Genomic DNA, 20,727 nt, shown 5'->3' on the forward strand with positions numbered 1-20,727 from the left:
CTATTTCGCATAATACATCCACTCTGCTGAAGATGTATCTAATATTACTTGTTGATTATATTCTAAAAAGTCCAATTGTCCAACCGTTTCAGACAAGGTAAGCGCAAACTGCTTCATATAAAGTGCCGGAAACAGCTGTACGCATACTTCAAACGCGGTCATCGGCTTTTCCTTCAGCATATCCAGAACCTTTTGCGAACGAGCCTCCTGTTTTTTCAGCCGCTCCGCTACAAGCTCTCTTACATGTGTTACGTCGCTGCCATGCCCCGGCAAAATACGTGAAATCGGCATCTCCGCAAGTCTCCGTAATGTACCATTATATTCCAGAAGCGGTTTTCTTCGCTCTGTCTCTCCGAAATAAGGCGGCTCTAACAATGGATTCGAGGAAATATGGCCAAGTAAGGCATCTCCGCCAATCATCAAGCCGTCCCGCTCCCGAAATAACGCAATATGAGTAGAAGCATGTCCTGGTGTCTCAATAATGGTAAACTCCGGCAAGGATTTCAGACGATCTCCCTCTTGGACAGATGCGCTTAACGAGCGCTTGCTCGAATAAGCAAGAGTCCGTTTCATAGGAGGTCCATACTTAGCGATCGTTTCCGGGATGCCAAACTGCGGTACAATATCCTGAAAAAATTGTTCATAGCATGTTAAAAAGTCCGGATTTTGACTAATCCACGGCTCATTTCGCGGATGCCCGATAATCGCAACATCGTCAGAAAAATCATTCAGCAGCCCAGAATGATCGACGTGGTGATGTGTAATGATTACCGTTTCAATATCAGACAAACGATAGCCAAGCTCACCAAGCCCAGCCTGTAAAGCAGCGCGGGCCTCTGCTGTATTTGTGCCTGTATCTATGAGCGTCAATGAATCGCCTTTTATCAAAAACACATTCACTATCTCCACCGCAAACGGAACCGGAATCTCCAATCGGTAAATCGTATCCATTGCTCAGCCCCCTTATCCTCCTGCATCATAAAAAATGAATCTCCCTTCAGTTTACACGCTGAGTAAAATTTTGTCATTCTTTTCCGAGCGACATATACTCTTTACATGGAAACACATTCTGAAGTATAGTGATAAAAATGCGAAACAATCAGAAAACATGCCATGCGATATGGAAGTACATTTTATCAGGGGGCTTATCATGCAAAGCTATAAAATCGCCTTTTTAGGGGCCGGCTCCATTGCGGAGGCCGTGATTGCTGGATTATTAGAAGCAAATTTAGTTGAGGGACAAGATATTACAGTGAGCAACCGTTCTAATGCGGACCGGCTTGCTTATTTCAAAAGCAAATATGACGTAAATGGAACGCACGATAAAAAGGAACTTCTGCGTGGCGCTGATATCGTCTTTTTTGCTATGAAGCCAAAGGACGTAGTAGAAGCAATCGCTGAGGTGAAGGACTACATCACAGAGCAGCATTTCATTATTTCCCTGCTCGCTGGTGTTTCAACATCTTCCATGACAGGATTGCTTGGAAAACACATACCGATTGTCCGTTCTATGCCAAATACATCGGCAGCCGTTTTAAAATCTGCAACAGCAATTTGTGCATCTGCTCACGCAACAGAGGAGCATCTTAACATTGCAAGGCAGCTATTCGAAGCAATCGGCAGCGTTTCGGTTGTGGATGAAGAGCAAATGCATGCAGTCACAGCTTTAGCTGGCAGCGGACCAGCTTATATTTATTATATGGTCGAAGCAATGGAGCAGGCAGCGCGCGAGGCTGGTCTTGACGACGCGGTTGCCAAATCGCTGATTTTACAAACATTATCCGGAGCAGCAGACATGCTGCTCACAACAGGGAAGCATCCGTCTGTTCTGCGTGCGGAAATTACATCGCCGAACGGCACAACGCAAGCTGGGATTGAAACACTGCAAAGCAATGGCTTCTCAGACGCGGTTATGAAATGCATCAAGCGGGCAACAGAACGCTCCCATGAGCTAGGTGAAACGTTAAGAGCGTTGATGAAGCAAAAGTAAGTTTTTTCCTAGATCCCAAAACAGTGAACAAAATCAAATAACAGTGTACTTGTTTATAGAATGCCAGCAATTTGAATACTGTATCCAGATTAGAAAGGGTGGCCAAATGCCAGCCTTTTTTGTGTATATTTAAGAAAGCATACTTGATATAAAACTATATAACCAATTTCAATAATTTCCCTATTTATCCAAGATATATGATTATTGTAAAAAACATGTTATATTGGATATTTGTGATATATTTTTATCTACAGCAGGAGAAGAAGGGAGAAAAGCTATGATTGAGGTACAAGAGTTGTCCCATGCCTTTCGAATTGGAAGAAAAGGAAAGGAACAGACGTTGCCTGTGCTAAAGGACGTATCATTTTCGATAAAGAGGGGTGAAATTGTCGCCGTTGTTGGACGAAGCGGATCAGGTAAATCAACGCTGCTCAATCTATTATCCGGTTATATTACGCCGGACAGCGGACGGATTCGCATCAACGGGACTGATGTCACGTCATTTACGGAAAAGCAATGGGCAAAATTCCGCCTAGACACAATCGGTTTTATTTTTCAAAGCTTTCAGCTTATTCCAAGTCTAACAACCTTTGAAAATATTGAATTGCCATTAACCTTAAATGGCATAGAAAAGCAAGAGCGGGAAGAGCGGGTAACAGCTGTATTGCAAGAAGTCGGACTTGAGCCGTATGCTGATCATTATCCAAACGAGCTCTCAGGCGGTCAGCAGCAACGGGTAAGCATTGCACGCGCTCTTGTTACAAAGCCGCAGCTGATTCTAGCAGATGAGCCGACTGGCAGCTTAGATTCGGAAACCGAGCAAGAAATTCTCGAGTTTATTCAGTCATTACATAGAGAACATGGCATTACCTTTGTCATCATTACACATGATGAGCAGGTCGCTTCTATCGCCAACCAGCAATTTCGACTTGCAGATGGAGTCCTTCTACAAGGAGGTATGCTTCATGAAGTTTAAAGATCAACTTTCATTTGTTCGAAAGAATATGAAGAAAAACAAGCTGCGACTATTTATGACAATTCTTGCCACAACGATAGGCTGTGCTTTTTTAATTATTCTTGCCTCCCTTGGCTTCGGTTTACAGGCGAGTATTCAAAAAAATATTTTAATGGATAATGACGTAACAAAAATACAGGTGCACGGCAAAAAAGAGGGTGAGCAGCCTGTTGCGGAGGATGAAGCAGCAAAGATGAAAGACATAGCGGATGTTAAAGCAGTGTCTTACCAAAAACATTGGAATGTCCCGTTTGCAGTTTCTCTAGAAAATCGCACTGGTAATGTTCAGTTTATTACGATGAATAGCAAGGAAGAGAAAGCGGCAGGCTTTAAGCTGTCGCAGGGTCGTATGCCGCAAGCTGAGAATGAAGTTATAGTGGGATATAGCTTTGCCAAAGCGTTACTTACAGAGGAAGAGCAAAAAAAGCTCTCCGAGGAGGTAAAGGAAGGAGAAGATCTGCCGCAGCCTGAAGGCTATAAGGGCGACCTCCTATCGAAAACAATTACATTGACGGTGAGCAAGCTAAAGGACGGTGAAGAGGAGAAAAAGGATTACACTGTTCAAATCGTCGGTGTTGGTCCTAAGCCTTCGCGCGAATGGGCGCAGGATCAAACGGTGTATATGGGCGAGCAAATCGAAAGCAGCCTTGAGTTATTTTTAAAGGACAGTGATGAAGCAAAACAAATGGGGGAAGTTTCCTCCCCAGAGGTGCAAGTATATGCCACATCTGTTGAAAAGGTAAAAGGAATTAGCAGTACCCTCAAGAAACAGGGCTATATGGTCTACTCCGTTACCGATGAATTAGAGGAATTTAATACATTTTTTCTGCTTGTGAAAATTGGATTAATTTTTGTCGGCACGATTGCTGTTCTGATTGCTTCGATTGGTATTTTCAATACGATGACGATGGCGGTTACGGAACGAACACAAGAGATCGGCATTATGAAAGCCATTGGTGCCCAGCCTAGTGTCATCCGTACCATTTTTATATTAGAAAGTGCTTGGATCGGACTTGTCGGCGCAGTGTTTGCTATACTCATATCCTACGCATTCAGTTTTGCGGCAAATGCGCTCATCCCTCTTTTACTGAAGCAATTTGCGAATACAGAAGCACCTAAGGATTTTATGTTCTCATCCATTCCGCCATCGCTCGTGCTGATTGCGGTCGCTATTAGTCTTACGGTCGCACTCCTCTCTGGTGTCCGTCCGGCCGCTAAAGCAACGCGCACAAATGTGCTATCGGCGCTACGACGAGATTTATAGAGAAAAAAGAGAACACGCGTATCAATTGTGTTCTCTTTTTATAGAAAAGGAAACCTTGGGCTAGGCCTAAGGTTCCAAAAAGCTTCCGGCGTGGTATTACAAAACTCCCCCCTGTAGTGCTAAAAGACGAAGATGACGGACTTCGATAGTTATTTATTTCCCAATCAAAAACCGTTTTAAATCATCAGCCATTTCTGTATGGGGAAAAATCTCCTGTGCTTCCTCTAACAGCTGAGCACACTGCGCCCCTTGATAACGTGAGCTGATATGCGTCAAAATCAGCCGCTTTGCTCCTGCCAGCATCGCGACACGGGCAGCCTGGTGCGTTGTAGAGTGATAATATTCATAAGCCTGCTTCTCTTCGGCAGCCGCAAGCGTTGCTTCATGCACAAGCACATCTGCATCCTGCGCCAAGCGGATGCTTGTGTCGCAGTAGCGCGTATCGCCTAAAATTGTGACAATCCGCCCCTTTTGCGGCGGCCCAATAAAATCTGTGCCATGCAGCACCGTTCCATCCTCAAGCTCAACGCTTTCTCCGTTCTTTAAACGCTTAAACATAGGTCCCGGCTTCACACCGAGTTCAAGCAACTTGTCAACAAGCAGCGGTCCGGGAATGTCATGCTCTGTAATGCGATAGCCAAAGCACTCTATTCCGTGAGATAGCCGTGCTGCTTCGACCGTAAACTGCTCATCCTCAAATACAATGCCCTCTTCCTCGATTTCAACAATGTGAAGCGGATATTTCACATGCGTTGTACTCACCGCAAGCGACACTTCGATAAAGGAACGAATCCCCTTTGGTCCGTATACAGTCAGGGGCGTATCCCCGCCTTGAAACGAACGGCTGCCAAGCAGTCCAGGCAACCCAAAAATATGATCCCCGTGCAAATGGGTAATAAAAATCTTTTCAATCCGGCGCGGCCGAATAGATGTATGTAAAATTTGATGCTGCGTCGCTTCACCGCAATCAAACAGCCATGTTGCACCCCGCTCCTCCAATAGCTGCAGCGCTGCAGCAGACACATTTCGTTCTTTTGCCGGAACGCCTGCACCTGTTCCTAAAAACAATAATTCCACACAGCTTCCTCCAAATATCATAGTATATATCGTTCATCTTACGGAATGTTGGGCAGATTGGCAAATGTTTCTCATAAGAAAGGCGCAAGCGCCCTGATTAACAGCCTCAACAAACAGAAAAAGAGGACGAGTATCCTTGTCCCCTCCCTGCTTTTCTTATTTTGCAGCCTCTTGAATAATCGCAACAACCAGCTCAGCTGTTTTAGCTAGTTCTTCAATTGGCATTTTCTCATTTGTTGTATGAATGTCCTCATAGCCAACAGCGAGATTTACCGTTGGAATGCCGTGGCCGGCGATTACGTTTGCGTCGCTGCCGCCGCCGCTTTGGTGAAGTGCCGGCGTACGTCCAATACTTGTCACCGCGCGTTTTGCTACCTCAACGACATAATCGCCGTCTGTAAACTTAAAGCCCGGATACATCACTTCTACCTCAACCTCGGCTTGTCCGCCCATCTCCTCAGCTACCGCTTCAAATGCCTCCTTCATTTTGTTAACCTGCTGCTGCATTTTTTCTCCCACAAGAGAACGGGCCTCTGCTAGAATCGAAACATAGTCACATACGATATTTGTTTGCGTGCCGCCCTCAAAACGACCGATATTTGCAGTTGTCTCCTCATCAATACGGCCTAACGGCATTCTGGCAATCGCCTTTGCCGCAATTGTGATGGCAGAGACGCCCTTCTCAGGTGCTACACCCGCATGCGCTGTTTTTCCGCGAATAATCGTTTTAATTTTCGCCTGCGTTGGAGCTGCCACAATAATGTCGCCAACCTTACCATCACTGTCAAGTGCGTAGCCGTACTTAGCAGTAATGAGAGAGCGGTCTAGTGCCTTTGCCCCAACCAGACCGGATTCCTCTCCGACTGTAATGATAAATTCTATCTTTCCATGCGCTATGTTTTGTTCCTTTAACACACGAATCGCTTCTAGCATCGCCGCAAGGCCGGCTTTGTCATCCGCTCCTAAAATTGTTGTACCGTCCGTTACAACATAACCATCCTTAACAGAAGGCTTGATTCCTTTTCCAGGAACAACGGTATCCATATGAGACGTAAAATAAATCGTATCAACACCTTCCTTTGTCCCTGAAAGCGTGCATACTAAATTGCCTGCACCGTGCCCTGTTTCGGCAGTTGTGTCATCCTCAAATACCTCTACACCAAGAGCGGAAAACTTCTCCTTTAATACTTTGCAAATCTCCGCTTCAAACTTTGTTTCGGAATCTACCTGTACAAGCTCTAAAAACTCATTTAACAAACGCTCTTGATTAATCATTCTATTACCTCCAAAAAATTATGTATACTTCCTATTTCGCTCTCACTTAGCCGAAATCTTGTCTATGCAGAAAATTTTCTCACAAATAGACTACAATCACTCTTCTATCTGATTTTACCGAAAGAGTGCCCCTACTTCAATTATGTGCAACGAATGTAGCAAGTAGCTGAGGCAGTTTAAAGTATGGCGCTATCCGTCCTTTAACCGAGGCAGTTTTCTCTAAGATGAAAAAAGGCTTCAACTTTCGCTGAAGCTTTTTTATTCTTCCTAAGTTTTTCAATATGAATTAATCCTCGGTCTGTGTTTTCTGCAGAAAAGTATAGTTATCCCTATTTGCGCGCATGACCCAACTTAATGTTCCCTCTAGCCTGCTGATATTCGATAGATGAATCCAACCGTTCCTTGCTCATCATTATCGCTGCAATAAACGCCAGCACCGTCGGAATAAGCGCCCACATAAATGTATGTGTGATAGAGGAAGATAGTGCTGCCGTAATTTTATCTAAAATCGGTGCCGGTATATGAGTACGAGTTTCAGGAGCAAGTAGTACGCGAGGGTCTTGGAATACTGGATTTCCTGCCATTTTTTCTTGCCCCTGTCCTGCGCCTGCAAAAATATCATTCAGTTTAGAAGAAAAATCATTTCTTTGAATAATACCGAAAACAGTAATTCCAAGCGCCATACCCAATGATCGGATAAACGATACAGTAGAGTTAACGGAACCGCGCTGTGACGGCTCAAAATGATGAATTGCTGCATTGTTGAGTACAGAGAAGGTAGCTCCAATCCCTAAGCCTGTTAGAATCATGTAGATTGTTACTAAGAGCCGTCCAGAGTCTGGATTTAATGTGGTTAATAGGAACATTCCTGCTGTGAAAATAATAGTAAAAAAGATCATGATGTTGCGATAGTTCCATTTGCTCATTAGAAAACCTCCAGCTGTAGCAGAGACAACAGAACCTAACATCATTGGGAGCAGGACGAGACCTGAATTTGTCGCTGTTCCCCCTAGCACACCTTGAATATAAATAGGGATATATACAGAAGCTGTGACGAACGCCATGCCGCTCAATAGCCCTAAACAATTGCTCGTGGTAAACAAATGAACCTTAAACATGGGAAATGAAATGATCGGATCTGTAACCTTTCGTTCAACTAAGATAAATGCGACAAACAATACGACGAAAGCAGTAAGCAAGCCTAGAATGAAGGCGGAATCCCAAGCATATTCATTACCGCCCAGCTCTAATGCAAACATCAAGCTGATTACAGCTCCAACTAGTGTCAAGGCGCCCCACCAGTCAATTTTTTGTTTGGTGTGAACAGCTGATTCCTTATAGAAGAGGACGATAAATACTAAAGCTAGTAGACCTAAAGGTATATTTACATAGAACACCCAGCGCCAGTTGATATAATCTGTAATATAAGCACCTAATAACGGGCCAAAAATGCTGGATAAACCAAAGACAGCCCCAAATAAGCCTCCCAGCTTACCGCGTTGTTCAACAGGTACAGTATCGAACATAATGGTAAAAGCGATTGGAATGAGTGCCCCGCCGCCAATTCCTTGAATCGCACGATATACACTAAGCTGGACAATGCTTGTCGCAGTTCCGCACAAAATGGACCCTAATAAAAAGACAATTAATCCAAAAATAAAAAACTTTTTACGTCCGAACATATCCGATAGTTTACCGAATATCGGCATGCCTGCCATTTCAGCAACCATATAAGCAGATGTAACCCATACAAACTTGTCGAGACCACCAAGCTCACCTACAATTGTTCCCATTGCAGTAGCGACAATTGTATTATCCATAGATGCCATTAAGATTGCTAACAAGAGACCTGCCAGCACAACTTTTAAATTACTTTGTTTTCTCTTCATAATCTACTAATTCCTTTCTTCAGTTACAAAAAATCATTTCTGAAAACAATTTTTCGCTCATATCAATAATAAGAACGAATGTTTGATTTTGTCAATTCAATTTCCAATTATTTCTTATTCCCATTATTAATTTATTTTTCAGCTAAGATAAAAATTCTTAAGAAAACCCCCGTTTCTTACGTTCAATAACCGAGGAGTAAATTACCTGTATTTTTCGACAACTGTATATCCTCCCAGTATCAAGAGGGACAAATCAGCTTGTATCCCTTTTCCCCTCGGTTAAAAGAAAGGGATTTGGATACAAAAAACATAAAGAAGCGAACGACTGAGCGTTCGCTTCTTTATGCTATAATGGGATATTTCCATGTTTCTTCTTCGGGCGTTCCTCTTTTTTCGTGCGCAGCATTTCCAGTGCCTGAACCAGCTTTCTCCTTGTTTCACGAGGATCGATTACATCATCGACAATGCCATGCTTTGCTGCAACGTATGGATTTGCAAATTTCTCCCGATATTCATCAATGAGCTCCGTCCGTGTTGTATCTGGCGTCCTGCTTCCTTGGATTTCTTTTGCAAAAATAATATTAACCGCACCTTGCGGACCCATCACCGCAATTTCAGCGTTCGGCCAGGAGAAGACTAAATCTGCACCGATTGCTTTACTGTTTAATGCTACATACGCCCCGCCGTAAGCCTTGCGGAGAATAACCGTAATTTTCGGAACAGTTGCCTCGGAGTACGCATACAAAATTTTCGCACCGTGACGAATAATGCCGCCGTGCTCTTGCTTAATCCCCGGAAAAAAGCCCGTTACGTCCTCAAACGTAATGATCGGAATATTAAAAGAATCGCACAAACGAATAAAGCGTGCCGCTTTGTCGGATGAATCAATATCTAAGCTTCCCGCCATTACCTTCGGTTGGTTGCATACCAATCCGACAGACTCCCCTTTTATGCGCGCGAAACCGATTACAATATTTTTTGCAAAATCCTTTTGAATCTCAAGGAATGTTCCATCATCAACGACCTGTTCGATGACTTTGCGCACATCGTATGGACGGAGCGCATCGAACGGAATCACATCCGTTAAATCAGGGCGGTAATCGTCCTCATCCGGTATTCCATATAAAAGCGGGCGCTCTTCACAGCTTTGTGGTAAATAGCTCAAAAGTATGCGCACCAGCTCCATCGCTTCCGCCTCATTCGCCGCCGCAAAATGGGCATTTCCGCTAATGGAGTTATGTACCTTTGCCCCACCTAGATTTTCAGGTGAAATGCTTTCTCCTGTTACCGTTTCAATTACCTTCGGGCCAGTAATAAACATTTGGCTCGTGTTCTCTACCATAATAACAAAATCCGTAATAGCTGGGGAGTATACTGCTCCGCCCGCACATGGGCCCATAATCACCGAAATTTGCGGAACAACACCTGAGTAAATCGCGTTTCTATAGAAAATATGACCGTAGCCGTCAAGCGATAAGACACCTTCTTGAATACGCGCACCGCCGGAGTCATTTAGTCCGACGATCGGCGCGCCGTTTCGTGCCGCTAAATCCATTACGTTTGCAATCTTTTTTGCATGCATTTCGCCGAGCGCACCGCCAAACACTGTAAAATCCTGTGAAAATAAGTAAATCGGACGCCCATTCACTTTTCCGTAACCTGTTACAACACCATCGCCAGGTCCAATTTTTGCTGCCAGCCCGAAATCTGTACAGCGATGCTCCATAAACGGATTCAATTCTACGAAGGTACCCTCATCCAACAGCAGTTCAATGCGCTCGCGAGCAGTTAGCTTGCCGCGCTCATGCTGCTTTTCGATTTTTTCATCACCGCCGCCAAGCTCAATTTCCCGTCGTTTGTCATACAGCTCGTTTAGCTTTTCATAAATATCTACCATCTGTTAGCCCTCCGCCTCTACCTTTTTTTCGCAAAGCTCATACAGTACACCATGCGCGGACTTCGGGTGCAGAAATGCAATATGCGAACTGGCAGCCCCAGCACGCGGAGCAGCATCGATCATGCGAATGCCTTTCTCCTGCATTTCCTGAATGCGTTCTTCAATTTTGCTTACCCCTAACGCTACATGATGAATGCCTTCACCACGCTTTTCGATAAATTGTGCAATAGGACTATCAGCTGATATTGGTTCAAGCAGCTCAAGCTTGCTTTCTCCCAATTTAAAAAAAGCGACCCTTACTTTTTGTGAAGCAACTTCTTCCACCCCTAAAAGCTCAAGCTGCAACGTCTCGGTGTAAAAGGGAAGGACTTCCTGAAGAGATTTTACTGCAATCCCGATATGATCGATTTTCTTAATCATGTCCCTCTCTCCTTGACTAAACGTGAGTTGCGAAAACGGTTTAAATAGTAGACATACATGTTTTATATTCCCTGTAAATTCAAAATATTCCTTCTTTTCTGTATGTTAGCCCTCGAAAATTGTCATTTTCCGTCTCTCTTGCCCTTGCCTCTGTTTCCCCTTAAAATAGAATTAGCTGTAAAAGGAGGGACAAGCGATGAATAGAAGAACGCAAAAAATCGTTGTCTACATCATGTTGCTTTCGATGATTATTACAACACTTCTAGCTGGCATCAGCATGTTCGGATAAAGAAAGCTCGCCGATTGGCGAGCCGTTAGGCGAAGACAGAGGCGCGGCTGCACCTGCACTTGATTCTTAAAATTTCCTGCTGCGTCGAATTCGCTTCTAGCTGGGAATGTATACTTTCTTAAAATGTAAGAAAAACGCAAACGGCCGGTCCCATTACGGAACCGGCTGTTCGTTTCTTGCGATCGCGCCTTTTTCTTTCGCAAGTTGTTCAAATGATTGTTTGGACTTTACAATTAGCACCTTTGTCCCGATTGGAATACGGTCGTACAAGTACTCGACATCCTGCTTATACATCCGAATGCAGCCTTGCGAGATATATTTGCCGATGGAGCTTGGATCGTTCGTACCGTGTATCCCGTATTTGCTTCCGTCCGTTCCTCGGGCGTTAAAGCCAATCCAGCGCGATCCAAGCGGATTTTTGGGAGAGCCGCCAGGAATGTTCTTTTTTATGTAATACGGGTTTTTCGCCTTTCTTACAACATCAAATTCGCCTTCCGGTGTTAAAGCATTTGTTTTGCCTGTTGCAACCGGGAATACACGTTGAATTTTGCCTTGATTAATGTAGGCGAGCTTATTTGTTTGCTTGTTGACGATAATATATGGGTCGCCGACTCTTGGATTATCGCCGAGCGGCCAAAGCGGTGACATCGAAACAAAAAGCAATAGGGAAAGAATACGAAGCATATAGCATACCTCTCTTTCTTATACCGATTGTATGTCTGTATGCTTCCCTTTAAATTCACTTTTAATGATTAAATATTGCTCCATTTCATTGAGAAGCTGCAGCAGCATGGCTCTCGTTTCAAATTCTTCTCGTGTTGTCGGCAAAGGCATCTCACGAAACTGCTCTCTAAGATCGTGAAGGTAACGGAGCGAAATGAGCCCAGTGCTCTCAGGGCAAATCGCAGCTCCGACGCTTTCAATAAATTCAGCAATCATTTCCGATTGTTCATATGTCCAGGAGAGGGAAGCAACAAGCGGCATGACACGCTCCAAGATTTCAAATTGACGGGTGCGCATTGTAAAGTATCGGTAATAATAATCATCTTCTCTTGTAAATTGATTCTCCAGCTTTTGAAATGCAAGTGCCTTGGCCCGCTGCAGCAGCTCATGTGCTTCAATCATCTCTTTTCCGGCCCAATCACTCTCGCGGCTCCGCAAATAAACAGCCATCTCATGCAGTAAAATTTTAAAGTGTCCCTCCACCAGCTGTTGATATTTCCGCAGCTCCCGTTCCACGCTAGGCATATACAAATTCACAAGAAGGGCAATGCCAATACCGATAATCAAAATACGCACCTCATTTAAAACAAGCGGCCATGTTACCATTTTTACGGAGTAAAGGTGCATGACAATAACGGAGCTTGTGACAATCCCCTCCTCAATTCGCAGCATCACAGCTGTTGGAATGAATAATAGAAGCAACAAACCAATAGCCATCGCATTATACCCAATCGTTTCAAATATCACAAATGAAAACAGAATAGATAAAAGACAGGCAGCAAGACGGTGCAACGAAACCTTTAGCGATTTTCGCTTTGTATTTTGGACGCATAAAATAACAAGAATACCGGCCGAGCTATAAAACTGCAAATGCAGCGCTTGCGCCAAAAAAGTGGCTGCCGCAGCTCCCGCAGCTGTTTTTACAGTGCGATATCCAATTTTGAACATATAGGCCTAACCCTCTTCCATTTATTTATATGTAAATAATAAGGAATGTTAATAATCAATAAGCATCATACATATGTACAGCACAGCGACTTCTCCCCTTGTCTTTGACCTGGCTGCCACGGGACAAGCACGGGCTACGGGCACCTGCCTAAAAAGCTATAGCCTCAGCGCAAGCGCCTTGCTTAGCTAGGGCGGGCAAACAATCCGGACACAAAAGCTCGGCTTTAGCGGAAGAAGTATTCCGTTTATTTTTCAGCATGAAAGGTGCTTTTTGCCCCGGCGGGCGGAGGTCTTTCCCTATAAAAAGCCATACTTTCTTATCTTGTAAAAAAGGGGCGGCATTTTGCCACCCCCTTCTATATTATAGCATCTTTTGTAAAAACTCTTGCGCACGCGCGCTCTTTGGTGCTGTGAAGAACTCATTTGGAGGCGCATCCTCTACGAGATAGCCCCCATCTAAAAACATAACACGGTCTGCGACTTCCTTTGCAAATCCCATTTCGTGCGTTACAATCGCCATCGTCATGCCTGTATGAGCAAGGGATTTCATAACCTCCAGCACCTCTTTTACCATCTCTGGGTCCAATGCTGAGGTTGGCTCGTCAAACAGCATTACAGACGGCTCCATTGCGAGTGCTCTCGCGATAGCAACGCGCTGCTTTTGTCCTCCGGAAAGACGTGTCGGATACTCGTTCGCTTTCTCAAGCAAACCGACCTTTTGAAGCAGCTCCTTTCCTGTTTGCTCTGCTGCTTGCTTAGATACGCCTTTTACCGTTATCGGTGCGTACGTTAAATTTTCTAGCACTGTTTTATGAGGAAATAAATGAAAATGCTGAAACACCATGCCAACATTTTGGCGCACCTTCATAATATCCGTTTTTGCATCTGTGATTTCCTGTCCATCAATCCAAATACGCCCGCCCGTTGGCTGTTCAAGAAGGTTCATGCAGCGTAAAAATGTTGATTTACCGGAACCGGACGGACCGATAATCGCTACAACCTGTCCTTGTTCAATTGTTGTAGAAATTCCCTTTAAAACCTCAAGCTTGCCGAATGATTTTTGCAATCCTTCAATCTTAATCACCTTTGCTCAATCTCCTTTCGACCGCTTTTCCAACGAGTGTGAGTACCATAACCAGCAGATAATATACAAGCCCTACGAATAGAAGCGGCTCAAAGTATGAATACGTTTCTCCGCCGACAATGTATGCACGGCGCATTAAATCGGCAGCACCGATAACTGTTACAACCGCTGATTCCTTCGTAAGCGTAATAAACTCGTTCATCAGCGCAGGTAAAATATTCTTTAACGCTTGCGGAAAAATAATATCGCTCATCATTTTTCTGTATGGAATACCAAGGGCCATGGAAGCCTCTGTTTGTCCTTTATCAACTGCCTGAATGCCCGCACGGATAATCTCAGACATATAAGCGCCAGAGTTTAATCCAAACGCGATGACTGCTGCCAAAAACGCGCTAATATCATAGCCTGTAATTTGCGGAAAGCCATAATAAATAATCATCAATTGCAGCACAAGCGGTGTGCCGCGGAAAATGGACGTATATGCATCAGCAAAGAAGCCCAGTGCCTTTATACGCGCAATTTTACATAAAGCCAGCAGCGTCCCTAACGCAAATCCTAAAAGAGCTGAAACCGCCACGATTTGCAGCGTCACTTGCAGACCTTTTAGAATGTACGGCATAGACGGAGCAATTTGCGAAAAATCAAGATTCATCGTTCCGTTCTCCTCTTCAATAAAATCTGAATATCTTTAGTATCCACCAAAACATGATACATGAATAGGCAGTATTATGCATACAAAAAATTGTTTCTGTATACTTTAAGGATTTATAAAATTCCAGCTGAAAAGTGATTCGATATAACAACAGAAAGAAATCTCCCAGCGCATTGCCGAGAGATTCCTCAATATTACAGGTTAGGCGAGACTTATTCGTTGCCCTCGAACCATTTCTTTACTAGCTTGTCCATTTCGCCGTTTTCTTTCATTTCTTTCAACACGGCGTTAAATTGTTCTGTTTTGTCGCTTCCTTTTGGAAGAGCGATTGCAGAGCCAGCTTCATCAGCAGCTTCTGGAATGGTTACGCTTTTTAGTTCTGGCATCTTTTTCAAATAGCCAGCTGCAACAGCATCTTCTACTAAAATTGCATCAACACGTCCTACCTTTAATTCTTCAAATAGCTCGGAGATACGGTTGCGGCCTTCTATTGTAAATTGTGTTGTTTTTTGTAAATCCTTTGCTTTTCCATCTTGAATGGATCCTGTTTGTACGCCTAGCTTTTTGCCTTGTAGGTCAGCCATGCTCTTCACTGATCCGTCTTTGGAGATTACAATGTTTTTTGCTGTGAAATAAATATCTGTAAAATCAGCGTTCTTCTTACGGTCCTCAGTTGGTGTCATACCTGCCATGACAAAGTCAACCTTTTTTGCTTCCATTGCTGCTAGCAAGCCGCTGAAATCCATATCTTTAATTTGGATCTCGTAGCCTAATTTTTTTCCAATGTATTTCGCGATATCCACGTCGAAGCCGATAACATCGTCGCTTACTTTTGAATCAACAAACTCGTATGGCTTATAGTCCGCGGACGTTCCCATCACAAGAACCTTCTTTTCTTTGTTGTCTGTTGTTTCTTCTTTCTTCGTGCAAGCTCCAAGAAGGCCAATTACAAGTAAGCTTGCAAGAAAAATAGATACGAATTTCTTCATTTTGCTTCCTCCCGGTTTCCTTTTAAATTTTCTGAATATGCTTGTTCTTCATCGAAAGAAATCTATCCTCGTTTGTAAAGGGGTTGTTTATTATTTTTATTCGACAAAACGTATTTTAACACATGCACATATTTATGCAATATTAAATTATAATTTTTTTTAGCCTGATAATACTGTTTTTTTAGCATTCAAACAAAAAAATTCCATAAAAGGAGTTTTATTAATATATTTATTTTGGTTATACTGAAATTTTTTATGTGTTCTGGTTTTTGAACTTATATTTATACGAATCCATAAATGAAATTATCGTGTTGTATCGATATTTCTGGAGGCTAAAACAAAAAATGCGAATTTTGTATGCTAAGGAATCTCGGCTTCATTTGTTTATTGCTTTAGGAATCGTAAGAACTTTATAGTAGAAACTTGTTTTAAATCAAACTTATTATTTACCAAGAAATTAATAAGCTTCCATTCTCATGGACAATCATGTTGAATATGTATAAATATTTTTGCCCGACGCAAGTAAAAGGATAAAAAAGAGCGCAAAACATTCTATTTTCTGCGCTCTTTTTTAGAATACGAAAGGACAACTTTCGCAGATGCCATCTGCTTCTATCTCTTATTAGTCATGCTTATTTTATTTATCTTTCCGCTCCTCTTTTTTGGAGACTTCCTTCCTCTTCTCTTCTTTTGCTTCTCGCTTTGTTTTCTTTTCCGTCTTCTGTTCCTCTTTTTCCGTTTTCCTTTGCTGCGGCGGAGCATGGTTGCCCGAATTATTCTTTGGAGCAGCAGGTGTCTTCTTTTGTTGCTCAACAGGCGCAGACGGTTGGACTGGTGCAGACTTCGGCTGTTCCTGCTCAGCAGCCGGTGCTTGCTCCAGCTTCTGATTCGCCTCTTGCTTTTGCTGTAATCGTTCCTTTTCCTGCTTCATATATCTACCGGTCGAGATGCCTGCACGCTTTGCATCCTCACGTACCTGCAATGTGCCCGTTTGATACACAACAGTCACCGCTTCTTTCTCGCATGCCTTTTGCACTTCTGTAACGGTCTCGTCTATACGTTTCTCGGTTTGTTCGTCCGCCTCACTCGCCGCCACGGATGTAATTGTCACTTGTTTATCCGCTTTTAGGTAGCCGTCTTGCTTGGATTGCCCGACAATGGCGCGGATTACCTCAGACAAAGGCTCATCCTCCCATGTCTGCAGCTTACTCAGTACTCGCCGGCCCTCTTCATTATATGCCTCAATATTCATCACATGCAGCTTGCTGTCCACGCTCATTTCAAGGCTCGGATTGATATCAACAGCTACATATGCCATTGCCTTTTCTTCGGCAGGGCCATAAAAAAACAAAAATAAACATGCGATGAGTGCACTGCTCGCAGCAAGAGCAAATCGCTTCGGCAAGGAAAAAAACAAGATTTTGCTGCGCTGCTTGATTCTCTCTACTTGCGGAAACAAAATCTCCTCCCCGACCTCATATTCTCTGTGCTGTTTCTTACATTTAACAAACTCGCCCTCTGGAGTTAGAACAAGTACGCTCCGTTTTTGCACTTCCATAACTATGCCTCGATTCATAGTCATTCCCCCACTTTTATATATTCCTTTAAATATGCATAATCATTAAGCAGCACAATACACATGGCAATAATATATTTCCTATGCCGCTCAAGCGTTTTACGGCTAACCCGTACTTTTGTTTCTAGTTGTTTTAAGGGCAGGCGCTTCTTTTGGAACAGCTCCTCAATCATTCCTTCTTCCCGTACAATCGTTCGAGCGATTTCAGCAAGATGCTCGCGTGTATCACGATGCTTTGGCGAGTCATTTACAAGGTCTGAGAAGGAAATACGAAATTGACCTAGCACTTGCTGAAAATGAAGAATTTCCTCCTTTCGATTTTCATTCTCCATACTGCTTAGATACTCCATCAGCGACGTTCGCATTTCGTACACATCTTCTTGCTGGTCTTCTTGTAAAAAGACAAAATTGTGACGAGCTTCTTTTCGTAAATAGTCAATCACATCTCTTTTTATAAGAAGATCAGCAAACGCGAAAAAGGACTTTCCCTTTTTATAGGAATACTGCTCAATCGCTTGATGGAATGCGAACAATCCAATGCTGAATTCGTCATCCTGCTCCGTAATGTAACGCTTGCACACAGAAGAGACAGACTTTCGGATGAACGGCTTATATTGAAGAAGAAAGGATTCCTTATCACCTTTTCCTTCCTGTAACGCTGCTACGGTATCCTCTGCGGTTTGTTTCGGTTTTACCGCTTGCCAGAATAAGCTCAGCATGCTCCCACCGCCCCCTTGTTCAAAAAATGGCAGAACGGTCACCTCGCTGCGAAGTGACCATTGCCGCCTATCTTACTCTTTATCTTTTCCTTTATATTTACCGTGCTCTTCATCCTTGTGAGACTTTTTTTGTTCACTGCTTTCTTGCTTTTCCGCTTTTTTCTGCTCGTGCTTTTCCTTTTGCTCTGCTTTTTTCTGTTCGTGCTTCACAGCTGGAGCTGCTTTTTCTGTTTGTTTCACGCCCGCAGCAGCTGCCGCAGGTACTGCAGCTGTCGCTGCCTCATTCGAAGCAGTCTCTGTCTGTGCTGCTTCATTAGCTGCTTCAGCCTCTGTATTTGCCACGACTTCCGTTTCAGGCGCTGTATCCTCAGATTTCTCACCTTCTACTACAGTAAGGCTTTCTTCTTGTTCTTTTTCAATTTTGGCTGCAAGCTTTGTAAAGCTTTTCTCTAGGTTCTTTGCAATCGCTGCTTGCGCTTTTGGATTCTTCACTTTATCTAACACTCGTGCCAATGCTTCTACATTATATCCAAGCTTCACATGCACTTCGGCTTGCTCTGATTTGCTTCCTTCCGCTTCTTCAGACAGCTCGTCCGCCTGCTTGATTTGCTCTACGGCTCTCTCTAATGTATCAGTAGTATGCTCATCTTCTCCTTCTTCAATGAGCACCTTCGCTTCTGCAATACGCTCTGCCGCCATCTTAGCTAATAGCTTGGCTTTCTCTAAATCATTCGTTTCAATCGCTAAGCGAATATTTTCTGCTGTTGTTTTCACAAAATAGAAGAAGTCACCTTGTACTAAAGCTGGCTTCTCTGCAGCTTCGTCTGTCGCCTCTGTTTGCTCAGCTTCGTTCGTTGCCTCTGTTTGTTCTGCTTTCTCGGCTTCGTCCGTTGCTTCTGTTTCATTCGTTACTTCTGCTTGATCCGTTGTTTCTGCCGGCTCTACCGTTTGCATTGGTTCCGCCGGTGCATCTGTCGTTTGCTCAGTTGGCTCAACTACTGTTAAAACACCTTCCTCAGCAAAGGCTGCTGTTGTTACCAAAAACGGACTGCAAGCTAACACCGCAGAAAGTGAGCTTTTTACTAACCACTGTTTCATCATGTCTTCCCCCTATTTGCTTTGGTCATTATACATATTCGGATTCGACAATTTTTTTAAGGGGGTGGCGAAAAGAATTTTATTTTGTAAAAAAGGAGAAGGAAATGTCATAAACGAAGGTATAGTTCCGCTCTAATTCTTTTTTCTTGTGGAATAAAAAAAAAGCCGGCACAGCCGACTTTTACACTTCTTCACAATATTGATCAAAGTAGCCTTGCAGCTTTTCAATCACCTGCATCGGTGAGTGTCCTTCAATTTCATGACGCTCAACCATTTTCAAAATTTTCCCGTCCTTTAACAGCGCAAACGACGGAGAAGACGGCGGATAGCCTTCAAAGTATTCGCGCGCACGCGCTGTTGCTTCCTTATCTTGGCCGGCAAACACCGTTACAAGCTGATCAGGGCGTTTATCATAATGAACAGAATGCGCTGCTGCAGGACGAGCAATTCCGCCTGCACAGCCGCATACGGAGTTCACCATCACCAGCGTTACACCCGGACGCGCGAATGCTGTATCTACCGCTTCTGCGTCATGTAATTCTGTATAGCCAGCAGCTACGATTTCTTCTCGTGCTTGTCGGACAACATCATTCATAAAAAAGTTGAAATTTACCATTTGCATTTCCTCCTCTGCACAATCTGGTCTTCTTCTTATATTACCAATAGTAAAAGGAGAAATACAACTTTAACGCACATAGCTTACAGACGGTTGACAGAACGCTGGATGCCGTCATACTCATCCATCAGCCGCAGAGCAGCTGCCGTTACGGTTTGCGTTCCATCTGCAATCTCGCGCTCAGCTAATATAAGACGCTCCTTCATGGATGGATTGGAAAAAAAGCGCTGCTCCAGCTGCTCGCGAATAGATGCGTACAGCCAATTTCGCTTTTGGGCATTTCGTCTTTTTTCAAACATACCTGCCGCCTTGGTTGTGTCTTTAAATTGCTGAACAGCGCGCCAAAACTCCTCAAGCCCTTGGCTGTGAAGTGCGGAGCAGGAGCCGACATACGTCTCCCATCCATCTGTGACCGGGAGAAAGAGGCGGGACATTTGCTTATACAGTGATACGGTTTGCTGCGCGCGAATAGCATTGTCTCCATCCGCCTTGTTAATTAAAATCCCATCGGCGAGCTCTAGAATGCCTCGTTTGATGCCCTGAAGCTCATCCCCAGCGCCTGTTAGCGTAAGCAATAGAAAAAAATCAACCATATCGCGAACGATTCCCTCACTTTGTCCGACGCCAACTGTTTCAATTAAAATGACATTATATCCTGCAGCCTCGCACACAAGCATTGCTTCCCTGGTCCGCCGATTCACACCTCCAAGCGCACCGCTAGAAGGAGACGGGCGCACAAATGCGTTTGGCTGCTGAACAAGCCTCTCCATCCGCGTTTTATCTCCAAGAATGCTGCCGCCTGTTAACGAACTGCTTGGGTCGACCGCTAAAACGGCTACCCGCTGCCCCGCTTGGCAAAGCATCGTTCCAAACGCTTCAATAAATGTGCTCTTTCCAGCGCCGGGTACACCGGTAATGCCGATGCGAATTGACCGTCCGGTGTGCGGCAGCAGCCTTTGAATTAGCTGCTGCGCCTTTTGCTGATGCCTCGGAGCGTTGCTTTCAATAAGCGTAATCGCCTGCGCTAAAAGCGTGCGATTATTTTGCCTCACTCCTTCTGCCAGCTCTTCAATCGTCACTGTTTTTTTCCGGAATACCCGCTTTGACGGCTGCGGCTGCACGCTTCCCTTCATAACCGATGTCGTGAAAGCATCCTGATTGTCCCCGTCCTCCGGAACCCGTTCTGGTCGCTTATTTTGCTCCATC

General features: G+C 44.0%; 20 protein-coding genes. 4 read left to right on the forward strand and 16 right to left on the reverse strand.

Translation table 11 applies throughout. The annotated features are described in order from the left end of the window. Complete coding sequence (locus AC6HZ4_RS20380; protein WP_497491530.1) at window positions 1–951, reverse strand: MBL fold metallo-hydrolase; 951 nt, start codon at window positions 949–951, stop codon at window positions 1–3. Between the two features lie 199 nt (window positions 952–1,150). Here AC6HZ4_RS20380 and proI point away from each other — a divergent pair, with 199 nt between their 5' ends. From proI to AC6HZ4_RS20395, 3 genes are all read left to right on the forward strand, one after another. Then, window positions 1,151–1,990 (forward strand): pyrroline-5-carboxylate reductase ProI, encoded by an 840-nt coding sequence (gene proI, locus AC6HZ4_RS20385; protein WP_497491531.1) that lies wholly within the window; start codon window positions 1,151–1,153, stop codon window positions 1,988–1,990. Window positions 1,991–2,267: 277 nt separating this feature from the next. After that, window positions 2,268–2,966 (forward strand): ABC transporter ATP-binding protein, encoded by a 699-nt coding sequence (locus tag AC6HZ4_RS20390; protein WP_497491532.1) that lies wholly within the window; start codon window positions 2,268–2,270, stop codon window positions 2,964–2,966. Beyond that, window positions 2,956–4,269 carry an ABC transporter permease gene (locus AC6HZ4_RS20395; protein ID WP_497491533.1) on the forward strand — a complete coding sequence of 438 codons (1,314 nt, stop codon included), beginning with the start codon at window positions 2,956–2,958 and terminating at the stop codon, window positions 4,267–4,269. Before AC6HZ4_RS20390 ends, AC6HZ4_RS20395 begins: the two co-directional genes overlap by 11 nt. A 153-nt stretch (window positions 4,270–4,422) precedes the next feature. On the opposite strand, the gene rnz is transcribed toward AC6HZ4_RS20395, so the two are convergent. The 5 genes from rnz to mce form a co-directional block, all read right to left on the reverse strand. Further along, the gene (rnz, locus tag AC6HZ4_RS20400; protein ID WP_497491534.1) at window positions 4,423–5,346 is read right to left on the reverse strand and encodes a ribonuclease Z; all 924 of its coding nucleotides are present in this window, start codon (window positions 5,344–5,346) and stop codon (window positions 4,423–4,425) included. 156 nt (window positions 5,347–5,502) lie between these two features. Further along, window positions 5,503–6,621: a M20/M25/M40 family metallo-hydrolase gene (locus AC6HZ4_RS20405; RefSeq protein WP_497491535.1), complete on the reverse strand. Its 1,119-nt coding sequence runs from the start codon at window positions 6,619–6,621 to the stop codon at window positions 5,503–5,505. Between the two features lie 329 nt (window positions 6,622–6,950). Continuing rightward, entirely contained in the window at window positions 6,951–8,510 is a 1,560-nt protein-coding gene (locus AC6HZ4_RS20410) for an MDR family MFS transporter (protein WP_497491536.1), read from the reverse strand. Window positions 8,511–8,856: 346 nt separating this feature from the next. Beyond that, a complete protein-coding gene (locus AC6HZ4_RS20415) occupies window positions 8,857–10,407 on the reverse strand; it encodes an acyl-CoA carboxylase subunit beta (RefSeq protein ID WP_497491537.1) in 1,551 nt (516 codons plus the stop codon). A 3-nt stretch (window positions 10,408–10,410) separates the two neighbouring features. After that, window positions 10,411–10,827: a methylmalonyl-CoA epimerase gene (gene mce, locus AC6HZ4_RS20420; protein ID WP_497491538.1), complete on the reverse strand. Its 417-nt coding sequence runs from the start codon at window positions 10,825–10,827 to the stop codon at window positions 10,411–10,413. Window positions 10,828–11,023: 196 nt separating this feature from the next. On the opposite strand from mce, the gene prli42 reads away from it, so the two are divergent. Continuing rightward, complete coding sequence (gene prli42, locus AC6HZ4_RS20425) at window positions 11,024–11,116, forward strand: stressosome-associated protein Prli42 (RefSeq protein ID WP_497491539.1); 93 nt, start codon at window positions 11,024–11,026, stop codon at window positions 11,114–11,116. A 153-nt stretch (window positions 11,117–11,269) separates the two neighbouring features. Here prli42 and AC6HZ4_RS20430 read toward each other — a convergent pair whose 3' ends face one another. The 10 genes from AC6HZ4_RS20430 to meaB form a co-directional block, all read right to left on the reverse strand. Beyond that, a complete protein-coding gene (locus tag AC6HZ4_RS20430) occupies window positions 11,270–11,800 on the reverse strand; it encodes a L,D-transpeptidase (protein ID WP_497491540.1) in 531 nt (176 codons plus the stop codon). Window positions 11,801–11,818: 18 nt separating this feature from the next. Then, window positions 11,819–12,787: an aromatic acid exporter family protein gene (locus tag AC6HZ4_RS20435; protein ID WP_497491541.1), complete on the reverse strand. Its 969-nt coding sequence runs from the start codon at window positions 12,785–12,787 to the stop codon at window positions 11,819–11,821. 361 nt (window positions 12,788–13,148) lie between these two features. Then, entirely contained in the window at window positions 13,149–13,871 is a 723-nt protein-coding gene (locus AC6HZ4_RS20440) for an amino acid ABC transporter ATP-binding protein (RefSeq protein WP_497491542.1), read from the reverse strand. Continuing rightward, window positions 13,864–14,523 (reverse strand): amino acid ABC transporter permease, encoded by a 660-nt coding sequence (locus tag AC6HZ4_RS20445; RefSeq protein ID WP_497491543.1) that lies wholly within the window; start codon window positions 14,521–14,523, stop codon window positions 13,864–13,866. The genes AC6HZ4_RS20440 and AC6HZ4_RS20445 overlap by 8 nt, the downstream gene beginning before the upstream one ends. 212 nt (window positions 14,524–14,735) lie before the next feature. Beyond that, entirely contained in the window at window positions 14,736–15,512 is a 777-nt protein-coding gene (locus AC6HZ4_RS20450; protein WP_497491544.1) for a transporter substrate-binding domain-containing protein, read from the reverse strand. 637 nt (window positions 15,513–16,149) lie between these two features. Next, entirely contained in the window at window positions 16,150–17,088 is a 939-nt protein-coding gene (locus AC6HZ4_RS20455; RefSeq protein WP_497491545.1) for an anti-sigma factor domain-containing protein, read from the reverse strand. 2 nt (window positions 17,089–17,090) lie between these two features. Further along, window positions 17,091–17,807 (reverse strand): RNA polymerase sigma-I factor, encoded by a 717-nt coding sequence (gene sigI / locus AC6HZ4_RS20460; RefSeq protein WP_497491546.1) that lies wholly within the window; start codon window positions 17,805–17,807, stop codon window positions 17,091–17,093. Between the two features lie 72 nt (window positions 17,808–17,879). Further along, the gene (locus tag AC6HZ4_RS20465; RefSeq protein ID WP_497491547.1) at window positions 17,880–18,908 is read right to left on the reverse strand and encodes a DUF5667 domain-containing protein; all 1,029 of its coding nucleotides are present in this window, start codon (window positions 18,906–18,908) and stop codon (window positions 17,880–17,882) included. Window positions 18,909–19,086: 178 nt separating this feature from the next. Next, window positions 19,087–19,521: a BrxA/BrxB family bacilliredoxin gene (locus AC6HZ4_RS20470; RefSeq protein ID WP_497491548.1), complete on the reverse strand. Its 435-nt coding sequence runs from the start codon at window positions 19,519–19,521 to the stop codon at window positions 19,087–19,089. 83 nt (window positions 19,522–19,604) lie between these two features. Then, the gene (gene meaB / locus AC6HZ4_RS20475; protein WP_497491549.1) at window positions 19,605–20,726 is read right to left on the reverse strand and encodes a methylmalonyl Co-A mutase-associated GTPase MeaB; all 1,122 of its coding nucleotides are present in this window, start codon (window positions 20,724–20,726) and stop codon (window positions 19,605–19,607) included. Window position 20,727: the final 1 nt, after the last annotated feature.

Source organism: Ectobacillus sp. OTK (assembly GCF_059698935.1).